The organism is Jannaschia sp. 2305UL9-9 (assembly GCF_041403465.1).
In the GTDB taxonomy this organism is placed as follows: domain Bacteria; phylum Pseudomonadota; class Alphaproteobacteria; order Rhodobacterales; family Rhodobacteraceae; genus Jannaschia.
This window is the reverse complement of sequence record NZ_JBGEHM010000006.1, coordinates 41,133-63,144: the sequence shown is the minus strand read 5'-3', so window position 1 is coordinate 63,144 and position 22,012 is coordinate 41,133. Positions and strand designations below refer to the sequence as shown.

General features: G+C 68.1%; 23 protein-coding genes. 6 read left to right on the top strand and 17 right to left on the bottom strand.

All coding sequences use genetic code 11. The features are described from left to right. Positions 1-6: 6 nt before the first annotated feature. The 15 genes from V6N07_RS17165 to V6N07_RS17095 are packed head-to-tail and all read right to left on the bottom strand — an operon-like array spanning position 7 to position 13,660. Complete coding sequence (locus V6N07_RS17165; RefSeq protein WP_371158049.1) at positions 7-468, bottom strand: flavodoxin domain-containing protein; 462 nt, start codon at positions 466-468, stop codon at positions 7-9. Then, positions 465-1,670: an FAD-dependent oxidoreductase gene (locus tag V6N07_RS17160; protein ID WP_371158047.1), complete on the bottom strand. Its 1,206-nt coding sequence runs from the start codon at positions 1,668-1,670 to the stop codon at positions 465-467. The genes V6N07_RS17165 and V6N07_RS17160 overlap by 4 nt, the downstream gene beginning before the upstream one ends. A 9-nt stretch (positions 1,671-1,679) precedes the next feature. After that, positions 1,680-2,420 (bottom strand): SDR family oxidoreductase, encoded by a 741-nt coding sequence (locus tag V6N07_RS17155; protein ID WP_371158045.1) that lies wholly within the window; start codon positions 2,418-2,420, stop codon positions 1,680-1,682. Further along, the gene (locus tag V6N07_RS17150; protein ID WP_371158043.1) at positions 2,420-3,943 is read right to left on the bottom strand and encodes an aldehyde dehydrogenase; all 1,524 of its coding nucleotides are present in this window, start codon (positions 3,941-3,943) and stop codon (positions 2,420-2,422) included. Before V6N07_RS17150 ends, V6N07_RS17155 begins: the two co-directional genes overlap by 1 nt. 6 nt (positions 3,944-3,949) lie before the next feature. Then, positions 3,950-4,747 carry an aspartate dehydrogenase gene (locus V6N07_RS17145; RefSeq protein WP_371158041.1) on the bottom strand — a complete coding sequence of 266 codons (798 nt, stop codon included), beginning with the start codon at positions 4,745-4,747 and terminating at the stop codon, positions 3,950-3,952. A gap of 3 nt (positions 4,748-4,750) precedes the next feature. Further along, positions 4,751-6,451 (bottom strand): thiamine pyrophosphate-binding protein, encoded by a 1,701-nt coding sequence (locus V6N07_RS17140; protein ID WP_371158040.1) that lies wholly within the window; start codon positions 6,449-6,451, stop codon positions 4,751-4,753. After that, positions 6,444-7,235, bottom strand: coding sequence for an SDR family oxidoreductase (locus V6N07_RS17135; protein WP_371158038.1), 792 nt, complete (start codon positions 7,233-7,235; stop codon positions 6,444-6,446). Before V6N07_RS17135 ends, V6N07_RS17140 begins: the two co-directional genes overlap by 8 nt. A 4-nt stretch (positions 7,236-7,239) precedes the next feature. Beyond that, complete coding sequence (locus V6N07_RS17130) at positions 7,240-8,172, bottom strand: VOC family protein (protein ID WP_371158036.1); 933 nt, start codon at positions 8,170-8,172, stop codon at positions 7,240-7,242. Next, on the bottom strand, positions 8,169-8,996 hold the full coding sequence (locus V6N07_RS17125; RefSeq protein WP_371158034.1) for an alpha/beta fold hydrolase: 828 nt from the start codon (positions 8,994-8,996) through the stop codon (positions 8,169-8,171). The genes V6N07_RS17130 and V6N07_RS17125 overlap by 4 nt, the downstream gene beginning before the upstream one ends. Positions 8,997-9,001: 5 nt before the next feature. Beyond that, positions 9,002-9,787, bottom strand: coding sequence for an ABC transporter permease (locus V6N07_RS17120; RefSeq protein WP_371158032.1), 786 nt, complete (start codon positions 9,785-9,787; stop codon positions 9,002-9,004). A 56-nt stretch (positions 9,788-9,843) separates the two neighbouring features. Further along, positions 9,844-10,830: an ABC transporter substrate-binding protein gene (locus V6N07_RS17115; RefSeq protein WP_371158030.1), complete on the bottom strand. Its 987-nt coding sequence runs from the start codon at positions 10,828-10,830 to the stop codon at positions 9,844-9,846. Positions 10,831-10,880: 50 nt separating this feature from the next. Further along, positions 10,881-11,669, bottom strand: coding sequence for an ABC transporter ATP-binding protein (locus V6N07_RS17110; protein ID WP_371158028.1), 789 nt, complete (start codon positions 11,667-11,669; stop codon positions 10,881-10,883). 12 nt (positions 11,670-11,681) lie between these two features. Then, positions 11,682-12,308 (bottom strand): hypothetical protein, encoded by a 627-nt coding sequence (locus V6N07_RS17105; RefSeq protein WP_371158026.1) that lies wholly within the window; start codon positions 12,306-12,308, stop codon positions 11,682-11,684. Positions 12,309-12,316: 8 nt separating this feature from the next. Beyond that, positions 12,317-13,378 carry a Rieske 2Fe-2S domain-containing protein gene (locus tag V6N07_RS17100; protein WP_371158024.1) on the bottom strand — a complete coding sequence of 354 codons (1,062 nt, stop codon included), beginning with the start codon at positions 13,376-13,378 and terminating at the stop codon, positions 12,317-12,319. An 18-nt stretch (positions 13,379-13,396) separates the two neighbouring features. Next, entirely contained in the window at positions 13,397-13,660 is a 264-nt protein-coding gene (locus tag V6N07_RS17095; RefSeq protein ID WP_371158022.1) for a recombinase-like helix-turn-helix domain-containing protein, read from the bottom strand. 131 nt (positions 13,661-13,791) lie between these two features. On the opposite strand from V6N07_RS17095, the gene V6N07_RS17090 reads away from it, so the two are divergent. Both V6N07_RS17090 and V6N07_RS17085 read left to right on the top strand, forming a co-directional pair. After that, the gene (locus tag V6N07_RS17090) at positions 13,792-14,115 is read left to right on the top strand and encodes a hypothetical protein (RefSeq protein ID WP_371158020.1); all 324 of its coding nucleotides are present in this window, start codon (positions 13,792-13,794) and stop codon (positions 14,113-14,115) included. Then, on the top strand, positions 14,112-14,498 hold the full coding sequence (locus V6N07_RS17085) for a RidA family protein (RefSeq protein ID WP_371158019.1): 387 nt from the start codon (positions 14,112-14,114) through the stop codon (positions 14,496-14,498). The genes V6N07_RS17090 and V6N07_RS17085 overlap by 4 nt, the downstream gene beginning before the upstream one ends. Here V6N07_RS17085 and V6N07_RS17080 read toward each other — a convergent pair. Beyond that, positions 14,495-15,280 carry an IclR family transcriptional regulator gene (locus V6N07_RS17080; protein ID WP_371158017.1) on the bottom strand — a complete coding sequence of 262 codons (786 nt, stop codon included), beginning with the start codon at positions 15,278-15,280 and terminating at the stop codon, positions 14,495-14,497. The genes V6N07_RS17085 and V6N07_RS17080 overlap by 4 nt on opposite strands. A 96-nt stretch (positions 15,281-15,376) precedes the next feature. On the opposite strand from V6N07_RS17080, the gene V6N07_RS17075 reads away from it, so the two are divergent. The 4 genes from V6N07_RS17075 to V6N07_RS17060 all read left to right on the top strand — a co-directional run bounded on the left by V6N07_RS17075 (position 15,377) and on the right by V6N07_RS17060 (position 19,995). Next, positions 15,377-16,321, top strand: coding sequence for a cupin domain-containing protein (locus V6N07_RS17075; protein WP_371158015.1), 945 nt, complete (start codon positions 15,377-15,379; stop codon positions 16,319-16,321). A 67-nt stretch (positions 16,322-16,388) separates the two neighbouring features. Continuing rightward, positions 16,389-17,204: a xanthine dehydrogenase family protein subunit M gene (locus V6N07_RS17070; RefSeq protein WP_371158013.1), complete on the top strand. Its 816-nt coding sequence runs from the start codon at positions 16,389-16,391 to the stop codon at positions 17,202-17,204. Then, a complete protein-coding gene (locus V6N07_RS17065) occupies positions 17,201-17,704 on the top strand; it encodes a (2Fe-2S)-binding protein (protein ID WP_371158011.1) in 504 nt (167 codons plus the stop codon). The genes V6N07_RS17070 and V6N07_RS17065 overlap by 4 nt, the downstream gene beginning before the upstream one ends. Continuing rightward, entirely contained in the window at positions 17,701-19,995 is a 2,295-nt protein-coding gene (locus V6N07_RS17060; protein ID WP_371158010.1) for a xanthine dehydrogenase family protein molybdopterin-binding subunit, read from the top strand. The genes V6N07_RS17065 and V6N07_RS17060 overlap by 4 nt, the downstream gene beginning before the upstream one ends. 56 nt (positions 19,996-20,051) lie before the next feature. Here the strand turns inward: V6N07_RS17060 and V6N07_RS17055 are convergent, their stop codons facing one another. Further along, positions 20,052-21,983, bottom strand: coding sequence for a TRAP transporter permease (locus V6N07_RS17055; RefSeq protein WP_371158008.1), 1,932 nt, complete (start codon positions 21,981-21,983; stop codon positions 20,052-20,054). Positions 21,984-22,012 lie beyond the last annotated feature (29 nt).

The following is a 22,012-nucleotide window of genomic DNA, read 5'->3' as shown; positions in this document are numbered from 1 at the left end:
CCATCGTCACGCGGCCCAGGACTGCGTTGCGGCGGTCTGCACCTGTGCATCGACCCATTCGATGGCCATGTCCTCGGCCAGGTCGCTGCCCGATGCGTCATGGACCAGACGCTCGCCCAGCTGCGTGGCCCCCTGCCCGATCAGCAGCGAGGCCAGCTTGTCGGAGCCGAGGCCGAAGGTCTCGTATTCGCGGTCGCCCAGCCCGAAGATGGCAAAGCGCACCTGCGACAGGTCCGGCGCGGTCGCCTTTATCCTGTCGGCGAAGGGCTGTGCCGAGGCGGGCAGATCGCCTTCGCCATAGGTCGAACAGACAAGGACGTTCAACGCATCGACGGCCAGCGCCGCGGGATCCGCATCCGACAGGTTCGTCAGCGTGACATCGTGATCACCGGACAGATGCGCCTCCAGATCCTCGGCCAGCATCTCGGCGTTCCCGGTTTCGGTGCCGTATAGAATCTCGATCTTCATTCGGTCTTTTCCTGTTCTGTCCCTGCAATGTTCAACATCCGGTCGAGATCGTCCAGTTTTCCGCGCACCCGCCCCGGTGGCGGGTCGGCGGTCTCGACGGCATCGATCCGCTGCCACCCGGCGTAATCGACGACGCGGGCCAGCCGGCCCATCAGGGCGTCGGCCAGGCCGGGATCGATGGCGTCCTGCCGGGAAATTTCGGTATGGATCCGGTCGGCCAGCGCCTTGGCGGCGGCGCGGTGGTCGGGAATGGTGCCGCGCGGGCCGTGGGCGAACCATCCGGCGGCGTGGACGCCGGGCCGGTCGGCGGCGAGGGGCGCGGCATTGCCATCGCGAAACCCGATGGCCGTGATCACGGCATCGCAGGGGATCACCTCGCCACCGGCCAGCCGCACGCCGCGCACGGCATCGACTCCCTCGATGGCGTCCGGTGCGCGCCCGAAGCGGAAGGCCACGGTCAAGGCAGCGCCCTCGGGGCGGGGCAGGTCGGACAAGGCCGCGATACGGGGATCATGTGCATGATCGGGATCTAGGTCATGGACGTCAAAGGCAACATGCGGCAGCTTGCTCAACTCGCGGATCATGACCGGATCGAATTTCGCCAGATGCGCGGGCGCGCGGCCGATCACCTCGATCCGCCGCAGACCGGCGGCGGCGATGCGGTCGCTGTGACGGACGGCAAGGTCGGAGCCTTCGAGGTCGTCCGCCCGCTTGGCCAGAATGCGCAGGACATCGACCGCGACGTTGCCGTTGCCGAGGATGGCGACACGGTCCGCAAATGCCGGGTCGAACGATGCCTCGTCGGGGTGGTCGTTCCAGTGCCGCGTCAGGCGCCCCGCGCCGATCACCTGCGGCAGGTCCTGCCCCGGCAGGTCGGGCCGCCGGTCGCCATGCAGGCCAAGCGCCAGCACCACCGCGTCATAGGCCCCGCGCAGATCGTCCAGCGTCACCTGACCCGGCCCGTCGCCCAGCGTGACATTCCCGGCAAATCCGACGTTCTGACGTTCGAACAGGCGCGAGAACTGCCGGATGACGGCCTTGGTCCCCTGATGGTCGGCGGCCACCCCGTAGCGGATCAGGCCATAGGGCACCGGCATCCGGTCGAAGATGTCGATCCGCATGTCGGGATCCAGCTTGCGCAGCGCCTGCGCGGTATAACACCCCGATGGCCCGGCCCCGACGATGGCGACACTGCGCGGCATGATCTCTCCTCAGTTGAATACGAAACCGTGGTTGACCGGCAATGTCTGGCCGGTCAGCGTCAGCGCCCCTTCGGACACGAGGAACGCGATGGTCTCGGTCACTTCGCCGGCCGCGACCGGGCCGGGCACGGCGCGGCCCGTTTCATACAGGTCATGGCGCGCGCGGGGCACGTAGTCGGTGCTGGGCGTGGTCAGGATGCCGGGTGCGACGGTCGTCACGCCGATGCGTTTCGGTCCCAGCTCGCGCGACAGGGACCGTGTCATCGACATCACCGCACCCTTGGACGCGGTATAGGCCAGCAGGTTCGGCGCCCCCCACAGCGCGGTGTCGGAGGCAAGGTTCACGATCCGCCCCGACCCCGACGCGGCCAGATTGCCCGCCATCGCCCGGATCATCAGCCAGGTGCCGCGCACGTTGACGGCCATCACCTTGTCCCAGACGTCGATGTCGATCCCGTCGAAGGGGATGCCGCCGATGCCGGTCGCGATGGCGCCGTTGTTGATCAGCCCGTGCAGCGGCCCCTCGATGCGCGCGCCGAATGCGGCGATGGCGGCGGGATCGGACAGGTCGAGGGGTTCGCAGCGCGCGTCCGCGCCAAGCGTGGCGACGGCGTCGCGCGTCCGCTCCAACCCCTCATGGTCGAAATCCGAAAGGATCAGCGATGCGCCCTGTCGCGCGCAGGTCAGGGCGATTTCGCGGCCAAGTCCCCCGGCGGCGCCGGTGATCAGGATGGTTCTGTCTGTCAGCATCATGCGTCCTGCTCCAGCCGGGCCCACGGGTGGGGTGCGCCGGTCATATCCACGTAAAGTCCCTTTTGCCGCTGCCACACGCGCAGGCCATCGCGGCCCTTTTCGCGGCCCATCCCCGAGGCGCCGTCCCCGCCGAACGGGGTCGAGATCGAGAACGCCTTGTAGGTGTTGATCCAGACGGTGCCCGCCCGGATGGCCGCGCCGACGCGCCATGCGCGCGGGAAATCGCGGGTCCAGATGCCGCAGGCCAGCCCGTATTCGTTGTCATTGGCCAGGGCGATCACCTCGTCCTCGTCGCTGAAGGGCAGGACGGACAGGACGGGGCCGAAAATTTCCTCGCGGCAGGTTTCGGCGGTGTTGGGCAGACCGGCGATGATCGTCGGGTTCAGGTAGTATCCCCTTGCCAGATCCGGCGCGTCGGGGCGTGTGCCGCCGGTCAGGATCTGTCCGCCTTCGGCGATGGCGCGGGCGATATGCGCCTCGACCCCGTCTCGGTGGCGGGCGCGGATCATCGGGGCGACCTGCGTGGCCGGATCGGTGGGCGCGCCGACGGTCAGGGCGCGGGTGGCCCGGACCAGCCGGTCGATGAACGCCGCGCGGATGCCGTCCTGCACGAACAGGCGCGACCCCGCGATGCAGCTTTGGCCCGTCGACGAGAAGATACCGAACAGCACCCCCGCCACGGCCAGATCCAGATCGGCATCGTCGAACACGATGGTGGGCGACTTGCCCCCCAGTTCCAGCGAGACGGGCATCAGCTTCGCCCCCGCCTTGGCGGCCAGCGACCGGCCCGTCGACGTGCCGCCGGTAAAGGCGACGCGGCCGATATCCGGGTGGTCGACCAGCAGATCGCCGATCTCGGCCCCGGCCCCCGGCAATACCGACAACAGGCCCCTGGGCAGGCCTGCCGCCTCTGCGATGCGCGCCAGTTCGAGGCTGACCAGCGGCGACCAGCTGGACGGTTTGACGATCACGGCGTTGCCGGCGGCCAGCGCGGGCGCGACCTTCTGCGCATCCGACGCGATGGGCGAATTCCACGGCGTGATCGCGGCCACCACCCCGATGGGTTCGTGGACGGACGCCGTCAGCGCCCCGGCCCGCCGCGTGGTCAGGGCCTCGTCCGCCGTCTCGCAGACGGCGGCGAAATAGCGGAAGGTGGCACAGGCCGAGGCGGCAAGCGCACCGGTTTCCGTCAATGTCTTGCCGGTGTCGCGGCTTTGCAGGCGGGCGATGCGGTCCTTGTTCGCCTCGATCCCGTCGGCAATGGCATGCAGCAGGCGCGCGCGGTCGTGGGGCGCCATGTTGCGCCATGCCGGGTCCGCCTGCGCGGCCCGGGCGCGCGCGATCGCCCGTTCGCCATCGGCGCGCGAGGCCCCGTTCAGCACCATGTTCTCGGACCCGTCGTGCGGATAGACCGAAGTGATCGGTGCGCCGGTCCCCTCCTCCCATTCGCCGCCCACGAACAGGCGGCCATCGGGCAGGACATCGGTGATCTCGGCGGGGATGTGGGCGAAACGGGTCATGGCACCTCAGATGGCCAGCGGCGCGGCGCGGTTCAGAACGGCGCGGGCCAGCGAATAGATGGTCGACAGCGAGGTCTTGGGATTGTCCGGCGCGGGCAACCCTTCGAGGCGCAGGTCGAAATTGACGGCGCCCGAGCGGACGGACACCTCGTGGATGTTGGCGGTGACGCCGGGGTCGGCAATCATCTGCACGTCCGTCGCGTCGAACCCCGCACCGGCCAGCGCGACGGTCGCGGCGACATTGGCGTTCTTCGGGTATTGCGCCGCCGCGTCGCGGGCGGTGCCGGTATAGAACGTCGTGGGTTCGGTCAGGGCGGCAAGGTCGAGCATGTCCTCGGCCCGCGTTCCCTTCCACGCGCCCGGCGGCTTGCGGGAGGTATATGTCACACGCGCGAGACCGGACAGGCGCGCCGCCCCCAGCATGTCGATGCCGCCGACCGCCCCGTTGCACAGGAACGCCTGCGTGCCGCCCGCGATGGCGGCTTCGCGGACCGATGCCTCCACCTCCGGGTTGGCCAGCGCGCCGATGGACACGATCAGGACCGGCAGGCCCGCGCGCAGGCATGCGCAGACGGGGCCCGCGACGGCCTCGTGCGTGGCGGCCTCGACCACCAGATCGGGGCGCGCCGCGATCAGGTCGGCAGCATCCACGTGGATCTGTCCGCCGCCCAGCCGGGCGCGCGCCGCATCCACGCGGCCCGCCCGCGCCAGCACGTCCAGCGCGGCGGGTGCCGCCCCTTCTGCCGCCAGCACGCGCAGCAGGTCAGCCGCGATGGTGCCGTATCCGATCAACCCCAGATGCATGGATCAGCCCGCCTTGCCGGAGGCACCGGCCGGCGGCCCGCCGAAGGCCTGCGCAAACGGGCCGATGGCAACCATGTCGACCTCCAGCACGCGGGGGCCATCGGCGGCGATGGCGGCGTCCAGCGCGGCCTCGAACTCCTCGATCCGCGCGACCTTGTGATGCGGCATGCCGACCGACCGGCACAGCATCCCGAAATCGGGCGTGCGCAACGCCGAGTAGTGGCGGCGTCCGTCGTATTGCGCGTCCTGGATGTTCTGGATCACGCCATAGGCGCCGTCGTTCATCAGCACATAGACCAGCGGGGCCTCCTCCTCGACCGCCGTGATCAGTTCGGCGATGCCAAGCTGCGCGCCGCCGTCCCCGACCAGCGTGATCGCCTTGGGCCCGTCCGACGCAAGCGCCGCGCCGACACCCATGGCGATGCCCTGACCGATCCCGCCGCCAAGCGCATGCACGCCAAGGCGGGGTGCGGCAAAGGAGACATAGCGGTTGCCGAAGGTGGAGTTGGAGATGGTCACGTCGCGCACCCATGGGTGGCGCCCCTGCGGGACACGGGCCAGCAACGCATCGGCCACCACCTGATAGGGCCCAAGCGTGGCGCGCAGGGCGCCCTCGGATTCGACCCGCGCGACGGTGATGTCGTGGACGAGGTTCGCATCCACGTCCAGCCTGTCGGGCAACAGAGCCAGCAGGCGGCCCAGCGTGTCGGCGGCATCGCCGTGCACGAATTGCTCCACCGCGAAGTTGCGCCCGCCCTGACTGGCCTCGGCGTCGATCTGGTAGAGGGGCGGGAAGGCCATCGTGTTGTTGCGCGTCTCGTTGCCCCGCAGCCGCGAGCCGACGACCAGCATCAGATCGCATCCGGCATACAGCGCGGCGGCCTGGGGCGTCATGTTGAACGCGCCGAGGTTGGCGGGATGATCCTCGGGCACGATGGCGCGCCCGTTGGTCGAGGTGACGACGCCGAAGCCGCGCGCCACCAGGTCGCGCGCCTGATCGCAGGCACCGCGGGCCCCGCCGCCCAGCCAGATCAGCGGGCGCCGGGCCGCCTGGATCGCATCGGCAAGGGCCGCGATGTCGGCGTCATCGGCGCGCGGTGCAAGCGTGGAGATATGGCCGATCCGGGATGTGCCCTGCATCGGCGCGCGTTGCAGGTCGATCGGGATTTCGAGGCTGACCGGACCGGACGGCGCCGACAGCGCGGCGGTGGCGGCGGCGCGCAGGGTGGAAATGGCGGCATGCGCATCCCACAGGCGGAACACGGCCTTGGACATGCCTTCCAGCATCTGGCGCTGTTTTGGCACGTCGTGGATCGGCGCGCGGTCGCGGTCGGCGAATTTCAGGTCAACCTGGCTGGTGATATGCAGAAGCGGCGTGCCCGCGGTCAGCGCCTCGACCTGCGCGCCCGCCGCGTTGCCCGCGGCGGTGCCGGTCGAGGTCATCACCACGCCCAGCGATCCTTTGACGCGCGCATAGGCGTCGGCCATGCTCATGGCGCCGGCCTCGCCCCGCGCGGGGACGAAGCGGATCACGCCCTGGCGTGCGATGGCATCGATCAGCGGCATATTGTGGATCGAGATCACGCCGAACACCGTCGTGACGCCGATGTCGGCCAGGGCGCGCATCATCGCCTCGGCGACGGTGTCGGGGGTGGTGATGTGCACCTGTTCGGCGGGGCGCTGCGAAGTGGCCAGATCAGACATGACGGGAGAGTCCTCCAGAGATTTCAAGGTGCGCTCCTGTGATGTAGGAAGCCGCGGGAGAGGCGAGGAACAGCAGCGCGCGCGCCGCTTCCTCGGCCCGGCCAAGACGGCCAAGCGGGATGGATTTGCGGCGGGCCAGCGCGCCATACCAATCGTCGCGCGTCTGCGACGGATCTTCGCGGGCGTCGAACCGGCGCTGCCACTGGTTGGAATCGACAAGACCGAGAACGATGGAATTGACCCGGATGTCCGGGGCCAGTTCGACCGACAGGGATTTCAGCAAACTCTGGATGCCCGCCCGCGCCGACGAGGTGCAGACCATGTGCGGCTCGGGCTGGTAGGCCAGCAGGGAATTGGTCGCGACGATGGCGCCCTGTCCGCTGCTGATCAGCGCGGGCTTGAAGGCGCGGATCGGGTTGATCTGGCTGAAGTACTTCAGGTCCAGTTCCGCCCGCCAGTCGTCGTCGCTGGTATCGGCAAAGGTCGACACGCGCCCCTGCCCCGCGTTGGTCAACAGGGCCTGAACCGGGCCGAAGGTGTCGGCCACGGTGGCGGCGAAACCGTCGACCGCCGATGCGTCCAGCACATCGACCGCCTGCGACAGCACGCGGTCCGCGCCGAATTCCCGCGTCAGGTCGTCGGACACCGCCCGCAACCGTTCGGCCCCGCGCGCACAGAATGCAACCCGCGCGCCTTCGGCCAGCAACAGGCGGACGGCGGCCAGCCCGATACCGGACGACCCGCCCGTCACCACGACGGTGCGGTCCTGAAAGCCCAGATCCATGCTGTTATTCCGCCGCCTTGCGGGGGGGGAAGCCCGCATCGGGGCGGCCCATCATCACCGCGCGCTGCGCGGGGGTGGGCGGACCTGCGGTCATCCACTGATCCATCTTTTCGGGCACGTCGCGGGGCCAGACCTGCGCTTCGTGCGTCTCCTCGTCGATTTGCAGGACTTCGGAGGTGAACTCGATCACGAAACCCGAGGGCGAGACGAAATAGGCGAACGGGTTGTCGCCCGGCCCATGACGGCCCGGCCCCCATGTCACGGTCAGACCCTTCTGCCGCATCCGGCCGATGCCGCGCATGTAATCGTCGATGCCCGCCATCTCGAAGGCGACGTGGTTGATGCTGGCATATGGCGCGCGGACCAGCGCGATGCAGTGGTGGTCCGAGGTTTCCATGTCCGAGGCGGAGCGCAGGAACACCATCTCGTTGGCGGAATAATCCGAGATGCGAAAGCCGAGGACATCGGCGTACCACGCCTCGGTCGCCTCCATGTCGGGGGTGTTGAGAACGCAATGCGTGACCTTGCGGGGATAGGCGAAGCGCGGCTCGGACGGGCGCATCCGCAGGTCGCAGCTGAACCGCAGGCGGCGGAAATCGGGGTCCAGCACCTCGAAACCGTAGCCGCCGAAGGGGCCGTCCAGATCGCAGGGCGCCATCGGCACATGCGCGCCCTTGGCCACCACCTGGGCATGCAGCGCGTCGATCCCGGCGCGGTCGGGCATGCCCATGTGGATATACTCGATGCCGAAATCCTTGCCGTCGGTCAGGCCGTAGACGAAAGGTTCCGCCCCCGTGGCCGCAAGGTAGACGGCGCCGTCTTCCTCGGCGGCGATGGTCAGGCCCCAGCTGTCGACGTAGAACTCCTTGGTGGCCGTCATTTTCGGCGCGCGCATCACGATGCCGCGCAGATGTCCGGCCCGAACCTGTTCGGTCATGTCGAGATCCTTTCTGGAATTGGAGAGGTCACGCAGGCGGCGGCGATCGCCTCCGCGACGGCGCGCGGGGCTTCGGCGTGCAGGGCATGGCCCGCGTTTTCGATGGTGATGACGGGCGCACCGCCAAGGGCTGCGGCGGCGCGGTCGGTCTGATCGCGCGGGGTGACGATGTCGCCATCGCCCCAGATCAGGGTGGTCGGCTGGCGGACCTGCGCAAGGTCGGCGGTCAGTCGGCCCGAGGCCAGCATGCGCACGGCCTGACCGTATCCCGGCATGCGGATTGCGGCCATGTCCGCGATGACGCCGGCCCGCGCGGGGCCATCCGGATCGGCCAGAAGGCGCGGCGCGCGGGCGGCGGAAAACGCGGCCGCCCCGTCGCGGTCCAACGCCGACAACCGCGAGGCGGCGGCGGGTGACAGCGGGCCGCCCGCGCGGGCCCCGTGTCCCGCGGCACAGGACGTCAGGAACAGGCGCGACACGCGCCCCGGTGCCTGCACGGCCAGTGCCGCCCCCATCAATGTACCCAGCGAATGGCCCAGCACCACAACCCGGTCCAGCCCGAGCGCATCCATCAGCCTCAGCGCAGCGCCGGCGTAATCGGCCGCGACGGGCCAGTCCCGCGCCAGCGGGTCCGACGTGCCGTAACCGGGCGCATCCCATGCGATCACGTTCCAATCGGCCGGCAGATGCGGCAGGAGCGCGTCGAAACTGCTGCCGCGCGAGCCGATGCCGTGCAGGCACAGCAACGCCGGTCCGGGCCCTGCGCGGCGCAGGTAGGACACCGCCGCCGCACGCCCCCGCACAAAGCCGGCCCTGTCGCGCATGGCCGTCATCCGTCCGTCCGTTCGAGGTAATGCAGCACCCGCTTCTCGACGGCGGCGACGGCGAAATACATCAGGATGCCGATCACCGTCAGCAACAGGATCGCGTTGAACACCATGGCCGTATTGGCCTGCCCCTCGCCGAAGGTGATCAGGAACCCGAGGCCGGTGTTGCCGCCCACCAGTTCGCCCACGGTGATGCCGATCACCGCCAGCGTCGCCCCGATGCGCAGACCCGCGAACAGGTTCGGCAGGGAGGACGGAAGCTCGATCTTGCGGAACACGGTCAGGCGCGACATCGAATAGACCCGCGCGAGGTTGACCAGATCGCGGTCCACCGTCTTCATCGATTGCAGGACGTTGACGAGGATCGGGAAGAACACCACCAGCACGGTAACCAGCAGCTTCGGCAGGGAATTGTACCCGAACCACATGATGAACAGCGGCGCGAAGGCGACCTTTGGCGCGATCTGCAGCGCAAGGATATAGGGCGACAGGACGCGTTCCCACATCCGGCTGAGCCCCAGAAGATACCCGGCCCCCGCGCCCATCAGGCTGCCGATGAAGAAGCCGATTACCGACCAGACCAGCGTCGACAGGAAATGGCCCAGCAGGTCGTTGCGCCGCCACATCCGTCCCATTTCCGCGATGCAGTCGCTGAAGGTCGGGATGATGTATTTCGGCACGTCGAGGGCGCGGGGCAAGACCTCCCAGAGGGCGAGGAAGGTAATCCCGACGGCGGCGATCACCGCCAGTTCGCCCCAGGCCAGGGATGCGAACACGCGTGTCAGCATGGGACGCGTCCCGGCCGGCGCGGCCGGCGCCGCGAGTGTGTCTTGCCCCGCCTGTGTCATTCTGCGGCCGGAATGAACTGGTTGGTGAAATAGTCGTCGATGTCCATCGTCTCGGCCACGATGTCATTGGCCAGATAGAAATCCGCGACGGCCTGCACGCGGGCAGGATCGAAGGCGCCGACCTGTGTGGGGGCCTCGGTCGCATAGACCAGCGTGCCATACCGCTCCATCACGTCCTGCAGGAAGGCGGCCTTGCCCTCGAACTGCGGCAAGGCGGCGGCCAGCACCTCGGCGGACCCGGCGGGGTCGGTCATCACGTCGTCCAGCCCGCGCAGGGTCGCGGCAACGAAGGCGCCGACGATCTCGGGGCGTTCGGCGACGGTCCTGTCCGAGGCAAGCACGGCCTGTGCCATGGCCGGGAACATGTCGTTGATCGCGAGAACGGTCACCGGGACGCCCGCCGCTTCGATCGAGGCGGTCCAGTCGGGGGTGCCCGAGATCGCGTCGAGATCGCCCGAGATCATCAGCTGCACCATGCCGGCGGGGCCGACGGCCTGCACGTCGACGCTGTCCGCGTCCATCTCCGAAGCGGCCATCGCGCCGAGGAAGTTGTAGTAGGTGGTGTCCTGATAGGCCATCACGCCGACCCGCTTGCCCGCAAGGCCCGCCATGTCGGTCGCGCCGCTGTCGTCGCGGATGACCAGCTGCGTCAGCGCGCTGCCCCCCAGCAGCAGAACGCCCTTCACCGGCAGGCCGTTGGCGCGCACGATGATCGGGGTGTCGCCGATGGCGCCGCCGAGGTCGGCGTTGCCGACGGCGACCTGCTTGGCCACGTCCGCGCCGCCCTGCCCGACCTGCCAGTCCACATCGAGGCCTTCTTCCTCGTAGTAGCCCTTGGCCCGTGCGATCTGAAACGGCGTGAAGGCCGGCAGGAAATCGGGGGCGGGATACAGATAGGTGACCTTTTCAAGGTCCTGTGCCGTGGCTGGCGCGGCCAAGGCGGACGCAGCCAGCAGCGTGGATGCGATAAGGCGTTTCAGCATGGTATGACTTCCCCGGTTGAGTGTTGGTTTTCGTGTCTTGGTCTTGTCGGTCAGGCGACCATCTCGTCGTCGTCGCCGAGATGCAGCAGGTCGAACAGGCGGCGGGCATAGACGGCGGAGGCCGGGTCGAACTTGCGTGTCAGGGGGTCGACCGGTTCGTCCAGTTCGATGCGGAAATCGTCGATCACGCGACCGGGGCGGCCCGACAGGACGATGACGCGATCGGCCATGATCACCGCCTCGTTCAGGTCGTGGGTGATCAGCACGCAGGTGACGCCGCTGCGCGCAAGGGTGCGCGCGAAATGGCGTTGCAGGATCAGCTTGGTCTGCGCGTCGAGGGCGGAGAAGGGTTCATCCAGCAGGACGACCTCGGGGTCGATGGCCAGCGTGCGCGCAAGCGCCGCGCGTTGCCGCATGCCGCCCGACAGCTGGTGCGGATAGCTGTCCGCGAATTCGCCCAGCTGCATGCGCGTCAGTTCCTCCAACGCGCGTTTGCGGCGATCGGCCTTGGACAGGGGCCGTTCCTCCAGCCCGAATTCGACGTTCTCGACGATGCTGCGCCAGGGCAGCAGCAGATCCTTCTGCAGCATGAAGCCGACCTCGGGGCGCGGTGCGGTGACCGGCCTGCCGTCGATCAGAACCTCGCCCCGCGTGGGCTGATACAGGCCGGACGCCATGTTCAGGATCGTGGACTTGCCGCAGCCCGAGGGCCCGACGACGGCCACCCGTTCACCCGCGGCGATGGAAAAGGTCATCCCGTCCACCGCGGTGACGGTGGTGCCGGTCTTGGCATCGGTGAACGACTTGGTCACCTGTGCGAAATCGAGGTTCGAGGTCATCGCGTCACTCCTTCAGGACCAGACGTAGCCATAGCTGAGCGCCTGGAGCGGCAGCGGCAGGCCGGTGGCAAAGCGCGCACCCCGGGTCCAGTTGCGGCCATGGATTTCCATGCCCGTGGCGGTCAGGCGGTTGCGGAAGGCGGTGCGGTCCGCCCAGAGACCGCCAAGGGCTTCGGTCCCCTCGAGGGACACGGGGCCGTCGAATGCGGTGCGGCCCAAAGACAGGCTGCCCAGCACCTCGAGGTCATCGAGGAAGGCCGCGCCCTCGACGTGGGCCCCATCCAGAACCATCTGGCCGAGGAACGAGGCCCCCGACATGTCGAAGGTGCCGGTGAACATGCTGTCGTCGAACCGCGCGTCCTGCGCGAATTGTGCCGCGCGGCCCGAGAAACCGCCAAGGAACCGGCACCCGCGCAGCCACGTCAGGCCGGCAAAGACCACGTCGTCGCAACGCACCGGGCCCTCGAACACGGACCCGGTCATGTCGAAACCGCCCAGCATGGCCCCCGACAGGTCCAGCGCCCCCGTCACCCGCCGCCCGCGCAGGTCATGCGCGGACTTGTGGGCATGCGGCGTGGTCAGAACCGTCGCGATGTCGTCCGGCGACACCGGGACGAGGTCCGGCAGGGGGTGGACCACGGCGGGTGTCACGCAGAGATCTTTCCGCTGGCGTCCGCCTCGGCGGCATCCAGTGCCTTGAAATGCTCCTTCGCGCGGCGGACCATCATCTGTCGCAGGCGCGAGACGCCGATGTCATGCTGATACAGCATCTCCCGGCGCCGCGAATCCGACGGGATGGATTCCAGCATCACGCGGTCCTGTTCCAGCACGTGCCAATGGCGGTCTTCGAGGAACGCCCGGTAGAGGAAGCGCCAGCTTTCGCGCGCCAGCCCCTGAACCTTGCGGCAGCGCCAGAAGAAGCTGTAGTGCGTGTCCTCGTCGATGGCGGTGGCGAAGCCGATGATGCGGAACGGGCCGCCGGGTCCCGCGCCATCGGGATAGGGAATGTCGAGGCGGAAATACATCGTCGATTCGTCCACGACCACCTCGGTCCAGTCGAAGTTGACGCCCTTCTGGTTGACTCGTTCGATCACGAACCCGTCGTCGGTGCGGTCCAGCTTCATGGTGTCCTGCTTGGCACCGTAGGCCAGCGTGAAGCTGTCGGCGTGAAGATAGCTGGCGTGCATCGGGTCGGCGGCGTTGTCGAGCGACAGGCGGTAGTTGCAATCCCAGTGGGTCATGCAGGGAAAGACTTCCCATTCGTCGCTGACGAATTCCTCGGGCGGCGAGAATTCGGGTGCCTCGGGGCGGTCGGCCGAGGGGATGTAGATGAAGATCGCGCCGCCCGCTTCGGCGACCTCATAGGCGGTCAGGGCCTTGCGACCTTCGAGGGCGCAATCGGGCATCGCGGGCACCTTGACCACGGTGCCGGTGCCATCGACGGTCACGCCATGGTAGCGGCAGGCGATATTGCCCTCCTGCACCTCGCCCAGCGACAGCTTGGCCCCGCGGTGGGGGCAGAAATCCTCGACGCAGCGCAGCTTGCCACCGGCATCGCGCCACAGCACGAGGTTCTCGTTCATCACCCGGCGGGCCAGCGACGCGCCCGGCTTGACCTGGACCGAAACCGCGACCGGAACCCACAGGCCGCCAAGGCCATCGTTCAGGTAGTCGTCCACGCGGTCTCGGGTGCTTGTCTTGTCCAACATGTCAAAACCCCTTCCGGTTCAGGCGCCGATGCCGTGGGCGGCGTGGGCGGCGTCGTGCGATGCGTTGATGGCTTTCAGTTCCTCCTCGAACACCGCGAGGGTCCAGGGCCCGTCCTTGCCGGACGGCCGCGCGGCGCCCGCCGAGTTCAGCTTTTCCGCGACCTCGGCGAAGTCATGGCAACCGGTCTCGTAGATGCGTTCAAGGGCGTTGGCGAAGGCCCGTTCCGCGTCCGAAAGGGCGCGGCCCTTCGATTGCTGACCAAGCGCGGGATCCTGGGGCATGTTCCCTCCAAGTGTTCAAATACGAACGTGATGTTCTCATTTGACAGCCTGTCACCATCAGGTACCTTAATCAAGAAATTTTTGTAACAGCCGCCCGGACCATCTCCGCGGTGCATCGAGGAGACTAGAAAATGACCGAAACGGTGATGCTTACCGTGTTTTTGAAGCACGATCAGACCAAGAACCTCGAACAGATCCAGGCGCACCTTGAGGCAGAGGACTGGTGGCACGGCTTTCCCCCCGAGGGCGCCGAGATCGTCAGCTGGAACGTCGTCATGGGCATCGGCCAGATCGTGACCTTGCGGATGCCGCCCGAGATCCTGCCGCGCGTCAACGTCGAAATCGAGAGGCGCGCCTGGGGCGTGTTCACCACCGAGTTCTTTGCGACCTACGACTTCGTGCCGGTGCGCGAACGCCTGACCCGCGAGGCCGATGCCCGCAAGGCCGCATCATGACCGGTCGGGCCGTGACTGCGCCGGACGTGCCGGACCCGGTGCCGGGCCTGTTCTCGAACGCGGTGCTGCGCGACGGTATCCTGTATGTCTCGGGCATGCATGCGGGCGGCGCGGGGCCGGTGCCGGCCGATATGCTGGAACAGGCGCGCACCGCGCTGCGCCGTGTCGTCGCGCTGGTCGAGGCGGCGGGCGGCACCGCGGGCGATGTCGTCAGGATCACCGTCTATGTCACGGACATGAGCCAGAAGGCCGCCGTGGCGCAGGCCCGGCGCGAGGTCTTTGCCCAGGCCCCGCTGCCCGCTGCCACGATGGTGGCCGTCACGGCCTTCGTCGCCCCCGACCTGTTGGTGGAGGTGGACGCCGTCGCGCATGTCGCGCCCTAGTCGAGGTCGGCCCCCGACGCCCCCAGCATGCGCGACAATCGCCGGGCCGAGGCATCGAGGGCGGCGCGCACCTCGGCCGGCACCGCCTCCTGCCCGCGGGTCTGCGCGGGGGCCGTCAGGCTGATCGCGGCCACGACGCCCCCGGTCAGATCGCGCAGGGGGGCGGCGACGGCGGCGATCCCGGCTTCGAAGTCCCCCACATGCACCACGATCCCCCGCGCCGCATCGTCCCGCGCGCGTTCCAGCAGCGCGGCCATCTGCGCCGCGGGCATCCCTTCGTCGACCCGTCGGAACAGGGCCGCCAGCGCCCGTTCGCCCAGACCCGCCAGCAGGACGCGTCCGAGGCTGGTGGTCCGCGCGGGCAGGCGCGATCCGACATGCACGATGGAATTGCGCGTCCCCTGCCCCGACACCCGCAGCAGGTAGAGCACGGACGTTTCCTCCAGCACGCCCAGATGCCCGGACCATCCGGTCGCCTCGCTCAGCCGTTCGAGTTCCGGCAAGGCCAGTTCGACCGCCTCGCGGGTGGGCAGATAGCCGCGCGTCAGGCGCAGGACCGCAGGCCCCAGCATGTAGGTGTGCCGCCGTTCGTTGTGCAGAAGACAGCCCGCCGCCTGCAACGTGTAGACGGTCCGGAACGCCGCCGACCGCGTGGTGCCGAGTGCCGCGGCGATCTGCGCCAGGCTCATTTCCGGCCGGTCGGGGGAAAAGGCCTCCAACACGCGCAGACCACGCAGAAGGCCCGGCACGGTATAGCGGTCCTGCCCCGGTTCGCTGTTCATCGCGGTCCTCGCTCTGCTTTGCCCGTAAAACGCGTTCTTCCCGGCAAAACATCCGCTTCCTAGGCTCGGGTCAATGACATTCCACAGGAGCCTCCGATGAACGTGCAATCCCCCGCCACCACGCTGGCCGAAGAGCTCGCCTCGCAGACCGGGCGTTTTACCGACAAGAAGTTCGACTGGGACGCCTTTCCGTCCAACAGCGGCTTTCCCGACCTCGCCCGTGCGCAGATGCGCTATATCGGTGCCGGCGGATCGCCCAAGGTGGGCGATACCAGCACCCTCAAGCCCGACAACTTCACCCTGTCGCTGATCTACAAGGAAACCGGCAAATATGCCGCCTGCCACAGCCACGAGATCGAGGAGAGCTTCCTGATCATCGACGGCGCGCTGATCGTCGGTTGGGAAAAGGATGGTGAGGTGGTCGAGGTGAACCTCGGCCCCAAGGACATGATCCTGAACGCCCGCGAGATCGGCCACGGCTTCCGCGTCGACGGGCCCGAGCCGGTCGTGATGTCGATCTCGGTTGACGTGGGCAAGCCATTGCCGCCGAAATACCACTACCACCCCAAGGAACACGCGCCGGAACTCGCCCGCTCCTTCGGGGCGCTGCCGGGCAAGACGATGCCCTTCGACCGCAAGGGCAGCCATCCGCTGCAGCAGTTGATGTCGCAATACGTCGTGCGCCACGCCGAGCTGGACACGATCTGGGAAGACGCCGGTTTCACCCGCAAGGTCTATGTCGGCCCCGGCGGCGTGGACCATGACACCTGCCGCAAGGAGATGCTGGGCGTGCCGTCGCGCGTCGGCGTCGCCCCGTTCACCCGCGACGTCGAGGATGCGTTGATGGTTCTCGAAGGGTCGCTGATCGTGGGCTGGGAAGAGGACGGCGAAACCGTCGAGACCGAACTCGGCCCCCGCGACCTGGTCAAGACGCCTGCCGGGCGCCCGCACTGGTTCCGCAATCCCGGCGCATCCGCGGCGACCGTCTGGTACGTCATCGGATCCTCCGAGCCGGAGACCGTGACCTACGTGGCCGCCTGATCGCCGACGACGAACGCCGGGCGGGTGACCGCCCGCCCGGCATCCTGCGCTATGGGAGTATGCCGTGATGTTCGACCCGCCCGCCGCCCGAACCCGGGCCCTGACACAGGCTGACCTGCCGCCGCTGCCGCTGTGGTCGCCCGACACCCTCGCCGATGCGATCGCCGCGCTGCGACATGCGCCCTCTCCCGCCGCCATCTATGCCGGCGGGACCGATTTTTTTGCACAGGTGCGCGAAGGCGCCAGCCCCGCGTCCCTTATCTGGATCGACGGCATCGCCGCACTCCGGCAGGTCAGGGCAACGCCTGCCACGCTGACGCTCGGCGCGCTGCTGACGCATCATCAGGTCATGGCCCTGCCGGAACTGGATGCCATCCCCGGTCTGGCTGCCGCATGGGGCAGGATCGCCACCGTGCGCATCCGGCGTCAGGCGACGCTGGGCGGCAACCTGATGGCGCGGCGCGCGCGCTATGAGCTTTCGATCCTGCTGGATGCCCTCGGGGCCACCGCGCATCTGATCGGGCCGGACGGGGCGCGCGACCTGCCGGTCGGCGACATCTGGACGGCCGATCTGTCCGGCACGCCGCTGCTTGCCTGCGTCTCCATCCCGCTGGAGGGGGCCCCGCGCCTCGATTATGAGCGGTCCATGCGTCCAACATTCACCCAGGCCCTGTGCCTGCGGGACGACGGCCTGCGCCTGTCGCTGGCGACCGAATGGCAACGCCCATGGACCACCGATGCGGCGCGCGGCGATGACCCGGCCGCCGTCCTGTCCGCCCTGCCCGCCGATTTCCACGACCCCGGCGTCGGACATGCCCATCTCGAACAGGTCGGCGCCGTCTTTCTGGCGCGACAGATCACCCGGCTGGAGGCCTTGCAATGAGCGCACGATCCGATGATGGCACCCTCGCCCTGTCCTTTACCCTGAACGGCGAGGCCCGCACCCTCGACACCGCGACCACGCGCACGCTGGCCGACCTTTTGCGCGACGACATGGACATGAAGGGCACGCGCGTCGCCTGCGGGCGCACCGTCTGTGGGGCCTGCACCGTGCTGGTCGACGGCACGCCGCGCGCCGCCTGTTCGACCTTCGCCTTTCAGGTCGACGGCCGCGAGGTCCGCACCATAGAGGGGTTGGAGGGGGCGGACGGCACCCTCGACCCGGTTCAGGCCGCCTTTGCCGCGAAATCCGCGTTCCAGTGCGGATTCTGCACCAGCGGCATGATCCTGACCGCGCGCGCCCTGCTGGATGAACACCCCGACCCGGACCGCGAGACGATCGTGGACTGGATCTCCTCGGGCATCTGCCGTTGCACCGGATATGCCCTGATCATCGAGGCCGTCGAGGACGCCGCCCGCCGCATGAAGGAGGCCGCGAGATGACCCTGCAGACACCTCTCAACGTCGTCGGCGCCGATGTCGAACGCACCGATGCCCATGCCAAGGTGACGGGCCGCGCGCGCTATACCACCGACATGACGAAACCCGGAATGCTGCACGCCAAGGTGCTGCGCAGCGACCGGGCCCATGCGCGCATCGCGTCGATCGATGCCGGGGCCGCGCGCGGGATGCCGGGCGTGCATGCGGTGCTGACCGGCGCCGATCTGGACGATCCGGGGATGATGCCGGTCTATGGCTATTTCATCAAGGATCAGGACATCGTGGCGCGGGACAAGGTGCGCTACGAAGGCGATATCGTCGCCGCCGTTGCCGCCGAGACGGAAGGTCAGGCCAATGCCGCATTGGCCGCGATCCGCGTCACCTATGACGACCTGCCGTCCGTGCCCGATATCGAAACCGCCCTGTCGGACGGCGCGGCCGACCTGTTCCCGGACGCACCGATGGGCATCGTGCCGCCCTATGGCGCCGGTGCCTCGGCCCGGCTGCGCCCGCGCAGGAACGTCTGCTTTTCGTTTGCCTACAAGACCGGCGAGGCGGATGTCTTCGACAAATGCGACCACGTCTTCGAGGATGAGTTCCGGTTTTCCCGGATGCACCATTTTCACCTCGAACCCTTCGTCTGCCTTGCCGAATGGCGCGAGGGGCCGGAGATTGAGGTCACGAGCAGCTGTCAGAACCCGTTCCCGCTGCGCAAGGAATTGTCGCGCATCTTCAAGGTGCCGGAAAGCCGCATATCGGTGAAGGTGCCGTTCGTGGGCGGCGGCTTCGGGTCCAAGAACAACTGCAAGACCGAACCGCTGGCCCTCCTGCTGTCGCGCATGGCGGGACGTCCCGTCCGCTTCTGCATGACGCTGGAGGAAGGGTTCCTGACCAACACCCAGCATGCCGCGATCCTGCGCCTGAAGACCGGGGTGATGGCGGACGGGACGCTGGTGGCGCGCAGGTCGCATGTCCTGCTGGATGCGGGCGCCTATTCCGACGCCAGCCCGCTGGTGGCCGAAAAGGCGGGCTACCGGGTGTCCGGCCCCTACCGGTGGCAGCATGTCGAGTCGGTCTGCGACTGCGTGATGACGAATACCGCCCCCGCCGGCCCCTTTCGCGGTTTCGGCGGCACGCAGGCGACATGGGCATCAGACAGTCAGATCGACATGATCGCCCGTCGCCTCGGCATCGACCCCTTCGAGATGCGGGCCATGAACCTCGTGCCGCTGCACGAGGCATGGATGCCCGGCGAAAGCGGCGTCGACAGCGACATGGTCGAGGGTCTGAACCTCGTGGCCGAGGAGGTGGGCTACAATGCGCCGCGCGGGCCGGATCGCGGCATCGGACTGGCCGTCGGGTTCAAGGATGGCGGCGGGGTCAACAAGCCCGCGCAGGCCCGCGTCAAGGTATCGACCTTCGGCGACATCCACCTGATGTGCGGCACGGTCGAGATCGGGCAGGGCGCGCGCACCGCCATGGGGCAGGTCGTGGCCGAAATCCTCGGTGCACCGCTGGACCGGGTCGAATACCTGCCCCTCGATACCCGCTACACGCCCTTCGATCAGGGCACCAACGCCAGTTCCGGCATGTCGGTCATGGGACAGGCGGTGGTGCGCGCCGCGCAATCGGTGCGCGATCAGGTGCTGGCCATGGCCGCGGAGCACCTGGGTTGCGAGGCCGACGCGCTTCGGCTGGAAAACTGGCAGGTCCTGCGCGGCAACACCGCCTATCCCCTGACCCCCATCGTGATGCAGGTGTTCGGCGGCACCGGGTTCGAATTCACCGGTGACGGCTTTCACAAGCAGGCCAACGACCACGCCGCCCCCCTCGAGACCAAGAGCGTCTTCTGGGAGATCGGCTGGGCCGGAGTCGACCTGTCGGTCGACCGCGAAACCGGCCAGATCCGCATTCACAAGCTGGTGGTCAGCGGTGACGCCGGGCGGGCCATTCACAAGCTGATCTGCCGTGGGCAGGACGACGGCGCCGCCCTGATGGGGCTGGGCCAGGCCCTGTTCGAGAGGATGATATATGACGGCACCCGCCTCGTGAACGGCGAGGCGTTGATGTACCGCGTCCCCCTGGCCGAGGACCTGCCCGAGGTGTTCCGGTCCATCACGCAGGAACAGGGGCACGGCCCCGGCCCGTTCGGCGCCAAGGGCATGGGCGAGGGCGCGATGCTGCCGGTCGCACCCGCCATCGCCAATGCCATCGCGGATGCGGTGGGGGTCCGGTTGACCGAACTGCCGCTGACGCCGGAGCGGGTGCTGGCGGCCCTGAACGCGCAAAGATAAGAACCGCGCCCGGTGCGAACCGGGCGCGGTCTTTCAGGCATGGGGGCCGGGGTGGATCAGACCGCCTTGGCCGCCTTTTCCTTGCGCATCAGCAGCACGCCCAGCATCGCGGCAACCGCCAGCATCGCCGCGATGCTGATCATCGGATCGGGCATGAAGCTGCCGACGCCCAGCACGATCATCGCGCCGCGCAGCACGGGCGGGACCGGCCCGCGCGCATGGCCGACCAGCCCGACCGAGATCGCGCCGAGACCCATCAGGGCCGAGACGATGTTCAGCACGATGATCGCAGGGGCCCCGATCAGCAGCAGGCCGGGATCGACCACGAAGACGAAGGGCACGATATAGGCCACGACGGCCAGTTTCATCGACTGCCACGCGGTTTCCATCGGCGGCGCCTTGGCGATCGTGGCGGCCACGAACACCGCGACACAGACCGGCGGCGTCAGAAAGGACAGCACCGCGAAATACAGAACGAACAGATGCGCGGCCAGGGGCTCCACCCCTGCTTCGGTCAGGGCGGGCGCGGCCAGCACCGACAGGATGACATAGGACGCCGTGACCGGCATGCTCATCCCCAGCACGATGCTGGTCAGCGCGGTCAGGACCAGCAGGATGAACAGGTTCCCCCCCGCCAGCGACAGCACCTGCTGCGAGATCAGAAGGCCGACGCCCGTCAGGTTGATGATCCCGAGGATGACCCCCGCGATGGCCGCGACCAGACCCAGCTGCACCATCCCCTGCCCCGTCGCGCGCAGGATATCGACGAACATCGCAAGGGAGGTCCTGACCGGTCCTATGAAGCTGACCAGCAGCACCACCAATGTCGCCAGCAGCGCGGATTTCGTCGGCGACAGGAAGATCACGAACAGACAGTAGATCAGCGCCGCAAGCGGGATCAGGAACGTCCAGCCCCGGATCAGCGTGTCCTTCATGCGGGGCAGTTCGGATTGCGGCAATCCCCGCAGGCCGAGGCGCCCGGATTCGAGGTCGACCTGAATGAACACGGCCGCGTAGTACAACAGCGCCGGGACCAGCGCCGCCAACGCGATCTCGTAGTAGGGGACCTGCAGGAACTCGGCCATGACGAAGGCCGTGGCCCCCATGATCGGCGGCAGCAGCGACCCGCCGGAGGAGGCGACCGCCTCGACCGCGCCTGCGGTGGACCGGCGGAACCCGCTGCGGATCATCATCGGGATGGTGATGGTGCCGGTGACGACGACATTGCCCGAGGCGCTGCCTGACAGGCTGCCGAACAGGCCGCTGGCCACGATGGCCACCTTGGCCGGGCCGCCCCGGTGATGACCCATCAGCGCCATGGACACTTCGGTAAAGAAGGTGCCGCCCCCGGTCATGAACAGGGCGCGCCCGAACAGAAGGAAGGCAAAGACCATCCCGAACACGACGGAGGATATCATGCCCAGAAGGGCGCTGGTGTCGGTGACCACGTAACTGGACAGCCGCGCCCAGGACGTGCCGCGTCCGCCGAAGGGCCCGGGGATCATGTAGTTGAACAGGGCGTAGGCCATGAACAGACCCGTCAGGATCACCAGCGCCATGCCGAAGGCACGGCGCGTCAGTTCGAGGACAAGCAGGATCGCGATGGTCGAGATCACCGTCCGTTCCGTTGTCAGCAGGCCGGCGGTGCGCACGATCTGATCCCAGCTGATCGCGAAGTACAGGCCGACCGCGATGCCGACCACGGCCAGCCCCATGTCGATCCAGCTGGCCCCCGCCTCGCGCCGGCCCTTGGTGACCGGCAGCGACAGGAACCCGGCGGCAAAGACCAGACCATAGAGCAGGGCAAAGAACTGCTCCGAATACAGGAAGACATTCAGATAGACGAAGACATCGAGGGTATAGACCAGACCGACGAGCGCGATCAGGATGCCCAGCCACGGCAGCACCGCCTTGCCGATCCGTCCCGGCAGGGATGTCGGGTGGATCTCCGGCCCGTCTTCGTCAGTCGAGAATTCGAGCCGTTTCATGATCCACCCCGTCGCCGTGATTGCCGTGT